The organism is Stenotrophomonas sp. GL_111, from assembly GCF_057835245.1.
This window is the reverse complement of record NZ_CM174421.1, coordinates 1064400-1074472: the sequence shown is the minus strand read 5'-3', so window position 1 is coordinate 1074472 and position 10073 is coordinate 1064400. Positions and strand designations below refer to the sequence as shown.

Here is a 10073-nt window from a genome sequence, read left to right as displayed (position 1 = left end):
CTGCGACGCCTTCCCTTCGTTCGGCACAGGCATGAAAGCACGGCTGCAGACATCGCTGGGACAACAACTGGTCATGACGCCGCAGCTGCGTCAGGCCATCAAGCTGTTGCAGATGTCCAGCGCCGAGCTGGAACTGGAAATCGCCGAGGCGGTGGAAACCAACCCGCTGCTGGACTGGGCCGAGAACGCCGAGCCCACCCTGGATATCGCCCCGGGCGACGACGAGCGCCCGCCCGGCCCCGGCGAGGGCCCGGCCGAGGCCGACACCCCGCCTGCGGCCAGCGACGACTGGGCCCCGGGTGAGGGGGACTGGAGCAGCGGCAACAGCGGCGGCTCGTTCGACGACGATGACAACGGCAGCGCCGCCGAGCGCGTGGCCGAGACCGAATCGCTGGCCGACCACCTGCTCTGGCAGCTGCACCTGTCGCACCTGAGCGTGCGCGACCGCAGCATCGGCGCGGCGCTGATCGACGCGTTCGAGGAAGACGGCTACCTGCGCGAGCCCCTGTCGGCCATCGCCGAGACGCTGCTGCCGGCCATTCACGCCGATGAAACCGAAATCCTGACGGTGCTGCACCAGATCCAGCGCTTCGACCCGATCGGGGTGGGCGCGCGCAGCCTGGGCGAATGCCTGCAGCTGCAGCTGGACGTGCTGCCCCCCGACACCCCCGGGCTGGCCCTGGCCCGGCGCGTTGCCGACGGCCCGCTGGAACGGCTGCCGCGCAGCGGCGTTGCCGGGCTGGCCCATGAACTGCGCGAACCGCTGGCCGAGGTGGAAACCGCCGTGCAGCTGCTGCGCTCGCTGGACCCGCGCCCGGGCACCCAGATCGGCGAACTGGCCCACGACAGCTACGTGGTGCCGGACTGCGTGGTATGGCGCCAGAACGGCGTGTGGCGCGCCGCCTTGGCCGCCCATGCCGGCCCGCGGGTGGTGATCCACCGCGGCTACGAACAGATGATCCGCCGCTGTGGCGAGGCCGACGCCGGCTATCTGCGCGCCCACCTGCAGGAAGCGCGTTGGCTGCTCAAGGGCCTGGAAGCGCGCGGGGAAACCCTGCTGCGGGTGATGCGCAGCCTGCTGCAGCAGCAGGCCGCGTTCCTGGAGTTCGGCGAACAGGCGCTGCGCCCGCTCACCCTGCGCGAAGTGGCCGGCGAGCTCGGCCTGCACGAATCGACCATTTCCCGGGCGATTGCCCGCAAATATGTGCGCACCCCGCGCGGCACCCTGCCGCTGCGCGCGTTCTTCGCCTCCGGGATCGACACCGACAGCGGCGGCGAGGCGTCCAGCACCGCCATCCAGGCCATGATCCGGCGCCTGATCGATGACGAGAACCCGCGCAAGCCGCTTTCTGACGCCAAGCTGGCTGACCTGCTCAAGACCTCGGGAATACCGGTAGCGCGGCGCACCGTAGCGAAGTATCGTGAGGCCATGAACATTTCCGCCTCGCACGAAAGAGTAAGAATCGTCTGACGCTCGACCGCGCTCGGCGGGAAGGTTCATTGGCTCATCCGAATGAAAAGGAGAAACCCGATGCTCATCGAAACGTTTGGCAAGGACCATCTTGAGATCACCCCGGCTCTGAACGAGTACGTGGAAACCAAGTTGGGGCGGCTGGGGAAGCACTTCGACCAGCACTGCGAGATTCGCGTGCAGCTGTCGATCCGCAAGCCGGAGCACCATGCCGATGCGAGTGTGAACGTTCCCGGGCAGACCCTGCACGCCGATGCCAGCGCTCCCACGATGTATGCCGCGATCGATATCCTGGCCGACAAGCTTGACCGCCTCGTGATCAAGCACAAAGAGAAGAAACTGCAGCACGCACCGCTCCCGGTGGGCGACAATGACGACTGACGTCCTCGTTCTCCCCTGACATGCCCTTGACTGATCTTCTGGCGGCCGTGCGCACGAAAGTGTTGCCGGCCGCCGATCGCGACAGCGTGCTGAAAGCCGCCGCCCGGCTGCTGGCCTGCCGCGAAGCCAATGCCGAGTTGATCTACCAGAACCTGTGCCAGCGCGAGACGCTGGGCAGCACCGCGATCGGCCACGGCATCGCCATCCCGCACGGCCGCGCGCCGTTGCTGGAGCGCCCGCGCGGTGCCCTGCTGCGGCTGGAGACGCCGGTGGATTTCGGCGGCGATGAACCGGTGGACCTGGTGTTCGCCATTGCCGTGCCCGCGCACTACACCCATCAACACCTGATGCTGCTGTCCGAACTGGCCGAGCTGTTCTCCGAGCCGGCCATCCGCCAGGCGCTGCGCGAAGCGCGCGACGGCGACGCGCTGCGTCAGGTCATCGAATTCCCCCCGCCGGCGAGTGCCGCATGAATACCAGCATCACTGCGCGCGAACTGTTCGAACAGCAGCGCGACCGCCTCGGCCTGCGCTGGGCCGCCGGGCAGAAGGGCGAGCGCCGTGAGCTGGAAGCCGGCAACACGGTGTCCCGGCGCCCGTCGCTGGCCGGCTACCTCAATGCGATCTACCCCAACAAGGTGCAGATCCTGGGGACCGAGGAACTGTCTTGGCTGGACTCGCTGGATTCCCGCCAGCGCTGGGAGACCATCGAGCGGATCATGCAGTCGCACCCGCTGGCGCTGGTGATCACCCGCAACCAGCCGTGCCCGGAAGACCTGCGCGCGGCCGCCGACGAATCCCAGACCCCCCTGTGGATCTCGCCCAAGCGCGGTCACGAGCTGCTCAACCACCTGTCCTACCACCTGGCCCGCACGCTGGCGCCGCGGGTGATCCTGCATGGCGTGTTCATGGAGATCTACTCCATCGGCGTGCTGATCACCGGAGAAGCCGGCTCGGGCAAGAGCGAACTGGCCCTGGAGCTGCTCAGCCGCGGCCATCGCCTGGTGGCCGACGATGCCCCGGAATTCACCCAGATCGCCCCGGACGTGCTCGACGGCACCTGCCCGGAGCTGCTGCAGGACCTGCTGGAAGTGCGTGGGCTGGGCGTGCTCAACGTGCGCGAGATGTTCGGTGACACAGCCGTAAAGAAGAACAAGTACCTTCGGCTGATCGTGCACCTGACCAAGCCCATGACCGAACCCACCCCCCATGGCTACGAGCGCCTGACCGGCGATTCCGGCACCCGCCACGTGCTGGACCTGGACGTGCCGCTGATCACCCTGCCGGTGATGCCCGGCCGCAACCTGTCGGTACTGACCGAGGCGGCCACCCGGCTGCACATTTTACGTACCAAGGGGATAGACCCCGCGGCGATGTTCATCGCCCGCCACAGCAACATGCTGGAACGACGAACGCCATGAGCACGCCCGCCCCCGCCTCCGCCCCGACCGCCTCCAGCCTGATCATCGTCAGCGGGCTGTCCGGTTCCGGCAAGACGGTCGCGCTGAAGACCTTCGAAGACCTCGACTACTACTGCACCGACAACCTGCCGATCAACCTGCTGCCGGACTTCGTGCGCAGCCTGCTGGCCGGCCACGATGCCGATGCCCCGCGCCGCCTGGCGGTCGGCATCGACGTACGTGCGCAGAGCGACCTGAGCCAGCTTTCGTACTGGCGTGAAGACGCCAAGCTGGCCGGGCTGGATGCACAGCTGCTGTTCTTCGATGCCACCGATGAAACCCTGCTCAAACGCTATGCCGACACCCGCCGCCGGCACCCGCTGAGCCAGCTTGGGCTGTCCCTGCCCGAGGCGATCGCCCGCGAACGCGAGCTGACCGCGCCGCTGCGCCGCGCCGCCGATGCGGTGATCGACACCACCCATCTCAACGTTCACCAGTTGCGCCGCAAGGTGGTGACCGAGTTCGCGCTCAGCCACGGCAACAAGCTCTCGCTGCTGTTTGAGTCCTTCGCCTACAAGCGCGGCGTGCCGGCCGAGGCCGACTTCGTGTTCGATGCACGGGTACTGCCCAACCCGCACTGGGACCCGGCACTGCGCCCGATGTCCGGACGCGAGCGCGGCGTACGTGAGTATCTGGACAACCAGCCGGATGTGCAGAAGTACGCCGGCCAGCTGATCGACTTCCTGGACACCTGGCTGCCGCGGCTGGGCAACGACACCCGCAGCTATGTGACGGTGGCGTTCGGCTGCACCGGCGGCAAGCATCGCTCGGTCTACCTGGCCGAGCGCATGGCACGCCATGCCCGCGACCAGGGCTGGCCGGAAGTGGCCACGTTCCACCGCGAACTGGATTGAAGGCACTGCGACATGAATGACAGAACACAGCAGGCCTTCACACCTGCTATCGCCAATTCATGTTGACCTGTTAACGTTCGGGAATGACCTGTGGCATTCTCCTCGTAACGCATCCCGGTGTAGGCACGTCCCTGTTGGACGTGGCCACCCGGCTGCTGCGGCATCTGCCGCTCAAGACCGAAGCTTTCGAAGTACCGTTCGACGCAGACCTGGACGTCCTGCTCCCACTCGCCTCGGCCGCCTTGCGCCGGGTGGACAGTGGCCAGGGCGTGCTGATCCTGACCGACCTGTACGGCGCCAGCCCCAGCAATCTGGCCGGGCAACTGGCTCGTCTGGGCACCCCGGCTCGCCGGGTCTCGGCGCTTAGCCTGCCGATGTTGTTGCGGGTGATGAATTATCCGGAACAGGGACTGGATCAACTGCCCGCCACAGCCGCGGCGGGCACTCGCAATGGAGCGATTGTCGACGATGCTTGAACGTGAACTCACCGTATCCAACCGCCTGGGCCTGCATGCTCGCGCCACTGCAAAGCTGGTGCAGGAGCTGGCGCCTTTCCGCTGCAACGTGACCATGGCCGCCAAAGGCCGTGAGATCAACGCCAAGAGCATCATGGGCGTGATGCTGCTGGCCGCCGGCCAGGGCACCCCGGTCACCGTGCGTATCGATGGCGAGGACGAAGTCGCCGCGATGGACGCAGTGGTGTCGTTGTTCGAACGGCGCTTCGACGAGGACAACTGAGCATGCCGGGGCCGCCGCGAGCAGGGGCTGGCACGCCCGCACGGACCGCCTCCGGCGCCCTGCTGCTGGGCGGCCACGGTGCCTCGCGCGGGAATGCCCTGGGCCGCGCCCGGGTACGCCTGCCGCATGCCCTGGAAGTGGCCGAACAACGCATCGCCCCGGCCAAGGTCCCCGCCGAGCTGCAGCGCCTGCATGAAGCGGTGGACGCAGCCCGCGCGGAAATGCACGACCTGCGCCTACGCCTGCAGGGTGCGCTGAACCAGGAAGTGGGCGAATTCCTCGACCTGCACGCGCTGCTGCTCGACGATCCGGAGCTGCTGTTCGGGCTGGATGAGCTGATCCGCAGCGGCCCCTACAGTGCCGGCTATGCGTTGCGCGTACAGCGCGACCGCCTGGCCAAGGTCTTCGATGGCATGGACGATGCCTACCTGAAGAGCCGCATGGACGATCTGGACCATGTGATCGGGCGCATCCATGCCTTCCTGCAGAAGCGCCCGCCGGACGTCAAAGGGCTGGCCGGGGAGATCCTGGTCTGCGACAACATCGCCCCGTCCGAGCTGGCCCAGCTTCAGGCCCAAGGCGTGGTCGGGATCGTGACTGCCGGTGGCAGCGCGCTGTCGCACAGCGCGATCCTGGCGCGCAGCCTGCACCTGCCGCTGATCGTCAACGTCAGCAACCTGCTGCAGAAGGTCGCCGATGGCGACGTGCTGATCATCGATGGCGGCGATGGCGCCATCACCATCAACCCACAGGCGACCGACCTGCGCGACTACCGCGTCCGCCTGCGCGAGCATGCCCGCGAGCAGCGCGAACTGGGCCGGCTGCGTTCCAAGCCCACCCGCACCCGCGACAATGTCGATATCGCATTGCTGGCCAACGCCGAGTCGCGCGAGGACGTCACCGAGGCCCATGCACTGGGCGCGCACGGGCTGGGCCTGTATCGCACCGAGTTCCTGTTCCTGCAGCGCAACGAGCTGCCCGACGAACAGGAACAGTTCGAAACCTACCGTGATGCCGCACTGGGCATGAGCGGGCGCCCGGTCACCATCCGCACCCTGGACCTGGGCGCGGACAAGGCCGACCGCACCGGGCTGACCCTGAGCAATGAAGAAAACCCCGCGCTGGGCCTGCGCGGCGTGCGCCTGTCGCTGGCCCGGCCCAAGGTGGCCGATACCCAGCTGCGCGCGATCCTGCGCGCTTCGGCCTACGGCAAGCTGCGCATCCTGATTCCCATGGTCAGCACCCGCGAAGAAGTGCTGGCGGTGCGCCGGCGGTTGAACAAACAGGCCGAGCTGCTGCGCGCCGAAGGCCATGAGGTGGCCGAGCACATCCCGTTCGGCGCGATGATCGAAGTCCCGGCGGCGGCGATCGCACTGGAGAGCTTCATCGACCTGGTGGATTTCCTGTCGATCGGCACCAACGACCTGGTCCAGTACCTGCTCGCCGCCGACCGCAACAACGAAGCCGTCGGCGAGTTGTACTCGCCGCTGCACCCGGCGGTGGTACGCCTGCTCGCGCATATCCTGCGCACCGGCCAGGCCTATGACATCCCGGTGGCGGTGTGCGGGGAGATCGCCGGCGACCCGCTGATGACCCGCCTGTTGTTGGCCTTGGGCTTGACCGAGTTCAGCCTCCATCCGGGCACGCTGCTGGAAGTGCGCCGCGCCATCCGCGACAGCGACCTGTCCGAGCTGCAGGCAATGGCGCCCAAGCTGCTGGCCGCGCGCGACCGCCGCGGTATCGAACGCTGGATCGAGAAGGCCGGTCACGCTCCCGGCTCGTAACCCTCTGAGCCCACGTAGCGACCTCGTTGAGCGGCACGCGCTTTGCGGGTCTACCTCAGATACGATCATTGTCATCACATCGTGCATCAAGGACGAGGCTATGCGCCGGAATATTCTATTTCTCGCAGCACTTGCAGCGACGGTCTTCGCCCAGCCGGTCATGGCACAGCGCGTGGAGTACATCCATACCGATGCCCTCGGGTCCATCGTGGCAGTTACCGACGAGAGCGGGCAGGTAGTCGAACGGCGCAGCTACGAGCCGTACGGCGCCAACATTTCCCCATCGGCCCAGGGTGGCCCTGGTTACTCCGGGCACGTAGAAGATGCCGAGACGGGATTGACCTACATGCAGCAGCGATACTACGGCGCCGCCCTCGGCAGGTTTCTTTCCAGCGATCCGGTAGGGGCCGGGAAAGATGGAGGCAATTTCAATCGATACTCGTACGTTGCCAATAACCCGTATTCAGCCATTGATCCGGATGGCCGTTATCTGTGCAAGGGAGGCAAGGATCTATGCGCAGGGGTTAAGTCCGCGTTGAAATCAATCAAGCAATCCGCTAAACAGCAGACTGGAACCAGAATTCGCGATTCTCGATCGTCCCAAGTCGCGAACTTCTATGGCGCAGAGGGCGTGGACAACGGGGTCGTCGTGAACGAGCGGTCAGGGAGTTTCTATGGCATTGCAGAGACATCTGGCCGCACCACCACCGTGGGCTTCAACATGCAAGCCATGGCCAGCATGGCTTCCGGTGTATCTGGCGTAAGGACGCAAGATATTCTCAATGCGACAGTTCTCCACGAAGGCTCACATGGCATTGATCAACGGCAACGATTGATTCAGGGGTTGCCATCAATGACGGCCAGCAGATCTCTTCTGCGCGCCGGCGAAGTTAGGGCATATCGCGCTGAAGCGGCATACCACGAATCTTTGCAGGCTCGCTCGCCTTGGGGCTATTGGGAGCCAGGAACAGGTCGAGACGAAATGACGATTCAACGCGAGGCGGACTCCAGCGTTACGGCTAGCTGCGGAATTGGGAAATGTACCAAATGAAAATCATGCTTGCCATCGCTTGGATGGTGCTGCTGCCGTTGACCGCCACAGCATTGGACTGTCAACCCGCAAAGAGCGACTCCACGATTCCAGCCATTCTCGATAACCCACCAATCGACCGTGATGTCACCTTGACGGGATGCTATTACGCAACCCGTCATGGCATCCTGATATTCGATTGCGACAGGGATGAAAATCATGGAATAGGGGTCAACTTCGACGACTCCCGCTATCCGCAACTGCATGCACAGGAGTTTCTCGCAGCCGCGTTCAGGCAATCTCTCGCTCCGGCCCGAACGCGTCATCTGATGCGCCTGAAGATCCGGATTTCCGGCCGCGCGGTCAGGGATGGGACGTCTGTTCCGGGCGGCGCCACATTCCAAGCCACGCGCATTCATTGCTACGAAGCGGCCGATGGCACGAAAGTACGCGCAAATGCAAAGCGCTGAGTAGCGTCTGATCGGGATCTAACCCACGGAGGGCGTATCGGGCGAATTGTGTGCTTGCATCACTTTCGAGCGCGGCTTGCAAATCTGAATCCGGGAAGTCAACGGCTTCGTACTCCACGCTTCAACACCTGCCAGTTGGAACGCCAACCACGGTGGAAGCCTGATTCCACTCAGGACGACATGGCCCTTCGCGACGCAGCGGTGAGGCAGCCAGCGTCGCTGGCTTGCGAACGTCATTTGCCGCGTCCATGAGCTTCATTGGCTTGACACTGCAACCCAGTCAGCCCAAGGGCGCTGACCTGGCCTCGCACTGCCCGTCCCGAGGGCGCTCCCGGGACCGCTGCGATGCATCCCTTCATACTCCTTGAACCCTGATCAGCCCTCCCCCTCCTGCCGTCGTCCTGAAGGCTGCCAAGGCACCTACCCGATTGACACACAAGCACGCGATAATGACGCGGTGACCACCCCGCATGCCGCATCCTGTCCGGATAGCGGCCTTTTCTTTTTCCGCAGGAGCTGCCCATGGCCGAAGCCGTACGCCACGACAAGACGGCACGCCAGCTGCGGCTGTTGTCCGATGCACTGGACAGCGGGCGATTGGGTCCGGTGCGCCGCCTGGTCAATACGCTGGCGCCGGCCGAGATCGGCAACCTGCTCGAATCGCTGCCGCCGGGCAAGCGCGAGATCGTCTGGGGCCTGGTCGATCCGGAAGACGATGGCGAGGTGCTGGTCCACGTCGGCGAGGAAGTGCGCGAAAGCCTGCTGGCCGACATGGACCCGGACGAAATCATCGCCGCGGTCGAAGACCTGGACATCGATGATTTGGCCGACCTGGTCGAAGACCTGCCGGACACGGTCATCGACGAAGTGCTCAAGTCGATGGACCGCGAGAACCGCGAGCGGCTCGAGCAGGTCCTGTCCTACCCCGAGGACAGCGCCGGGCGCCTGATGAACCCGGATGTGGTGACGGTGCGCGCCGACGTCAACGTCGATGTGGTGCTGCGCTACCTGCGCCTGCGCGGCGAGCTGCCCGACCACACCGATCACCTGTTCGTGGTCAGCCGCCGCCACCAGTACCTGGGCCGGTTGTCGCTGGCCGCGCTGGTGACCCACGAGGACAGCACGCCGATCAACCGGCTGATCGATGACGAGCAACCGGCGATCGATGTCGGCGAAAGCGGCGACGAAGTGGCCCGGCAGTTCTCCGATCATGACTGGGTATCGGCCCCGGTGGTGGATGACAACAACATCCTGCTCGGCCGCATCACCATCGATGACGTGGTCGACATCATCCGTTCGCAGGCCGAGCACCAGGCGCTGGGCGCCGCCGGTCTGGACGAGGAAGAGGATCTGTTCTCGCCGATCAAGCGCGCCGTGCGCGGCCGCGTGGTCTGGCTGGGCATCAACCTGTGCACCGCGTTCCTGGCTGCCAGCGTGATCGGCCAGTTCGAGCTGACCCTGCAGAAGGTAGTGGCGCTGGCGGTGCTGATGCCGATCGTGGCCGGCGTCGGCGGCAATGCCGCCGTGCAGGTGCTGACCCTGATGGTGCGCGGCATCGCGCTGGGCCAGGTCGGCCAGAGCAACGCGCGCATCCTGCTGTGGAAAGAATCGCGGGTGGCGCTGATCAACGGCACCCTGATCGGGACCGTGGTCGGCATCATCGCCTACATCTGGTTCCACAGCTTCCTGCTGTCGCTGGTGATCACCCTGGCGCTGATCATCAACTTCTGCGCCGCCGCCCTGGCCGGCGTGCTGCTGCCACTGCTGCTCAAGCGCATGAACGTGGACCCGGCCGTGGCCGGCACCGTGGTGGTGACCGCGGTGACCGACGTGATGGGCTTCTTCAGCTTCCTCGGCCTGGCCACCCTGATCCTGCTGCATTGACG

11 protein-coding genes are annotated in these 10073 nt (G+C 65.5%); all 11 read left to right on the top strand.

Annotation, left to right across the window (positions count from 1 at the left end):
* Window positions 1–31 precede the first annotated feature (31 nt).
* The 11 genes from AC3IPM_RS04890 (at window position 32) to mgtE (ending at window position 10071) form a co-directional block, all read left to right on the top strand.
* The gene (locus AC3IPM_RS04890; RefSeq protein ID WP_489302806.1) at window positions 32–1471 is read left to right on the top strand and encodes an RNA polymerase factor sigma-54; all 1440 of its coding nucleotides are present in this window, start codon (window positions 32–34) and stop codon (window positions 1469–1471) included.
* A gap of 60 nt (window positions 1472–1531) precedes the next feature.
* Window positions 1532–1852: a ribosome hibernation-promoting factor, HPF/YfiA family gene (gene hpf, locus AC3IPM_RS04885; protein ID WP_489302805.1), complete on the top strand. Its 321-nt coding sequence runs from the start codon at window positions 1532–1534 to the stop codon at window positions 1850–1852.
* 20 nt (window positions 1853–1872) lie between these two features.
* The gene (locus AC3IPM_RS04880; protein WP_489302804.1) at window positions 1873–2325 is read left to right on the top strand and encodes a PTS sugar transporter subunit IIA; all 453 of its coding nucleotides are present in this window, start codon (window positions 1873–1875) and stop codon (window positions 2323–2325) included.
* Complete coding sequence (hprK, locus tag AC3IPM_RS04875) at window positions 2322–3272, top strand: HPr(Ser) kinase/phosphatase (protein ID WP_489302803.1); 951 nt, start codon at window positions 2322–2324, stop codon at window positions 3270–3272. The genes AC3IPM_RS04880 and hprK overlap by 4 nt, the downstream gene beginning before the upstream one ends.
* Window positions 3269–4165 (top strand): RNase adapter RapZ, encoded by an 897-nt coding sequence (gene rapZ / locus AC3IPM_RS04870; protein ID WP_489302802.1) that lies wholly within the window; start codon window positions 3269–3271, stop codon window positions 4163–4165. The genes hprK and rapZ overlap by 4 nt, the downstream gene beginning before the upstream one ends.
* Before the next feature lie 83 nt (window positions 4166–4248).
* Entirely contained in the window at window positions 4249–4641 is a 393-nt protein-coding gene (locus AC3IPM_RS04865; protein WP_038689985.1) for a PTS sugar transporter subunit IIA, read from the top strand.
* Window positions 4634–4903, top strand: coding sequence for an HPr family phosphocarrier protein (locus AC3IPM_RS04860; RefSeq protein ID WP_489302800.1), 270 nt, complete (start codon window positions 4634–4636; stop codon window positions 4901–4903). Before AC3IPM_RS04865 ends, AC3IPM_RS04860 begins: the two co-directional genes overlap by 8 nt.
* 2 nt (window positions 4904–4905) lie before the next feature.
* On the top strand, window positions 4906–6687 hold the full coding sequence (gene ptsP, locus AC3IPM_RS04855; protein ID WP_489302799.1) for a phosphoenolpyruvate--protein phosphotransferase: 1782 nt from the start codon (window positions 4906–4908) through the stop codon (window positions 6685–6687).
* 100 nt (window positions 6688–6787) lie between these two features.
* Window positions 6788–7738: an RHS repeat domain-containing protein gene (locus AC3IPM_RS04850; protein ID WP_489302798.1), complete on the top strand. Its 951-nt coding sequence runs from the start codon at window positions 6788–6790 to the stop codon at window positions 7736–7738.
* Window positions 7735–8187: a hypothetical protein gene (locus AC3IPM_RS04845; protein WP_489302796.1), complete on the top strand. Its 453-nt coding sequence runs from the start codon at window positions 7735–7737 to the stop codon at window positions 8185–8187. The genes AC3IPM_RS04850 and AC3IPM_RS04845 overlap by 4 nt, the downstream gene beginning before the upstream one ends.
* A 522-nt stretch (window positions 8188–8709) precedes the next feature.
* A complete protein-coding gene (mgtE, locus tag AC3IPM_RS04840; RefSeq protein ID WP_489302795.1) occupies window positions 8710–10071 on the top strand; it encodes a magnesium transporter in 1362 nt (453 codons plus the stop codon).
* The last annotated feature ends 2 nt before the right edge of the window (window positions 10072–10073 follow it).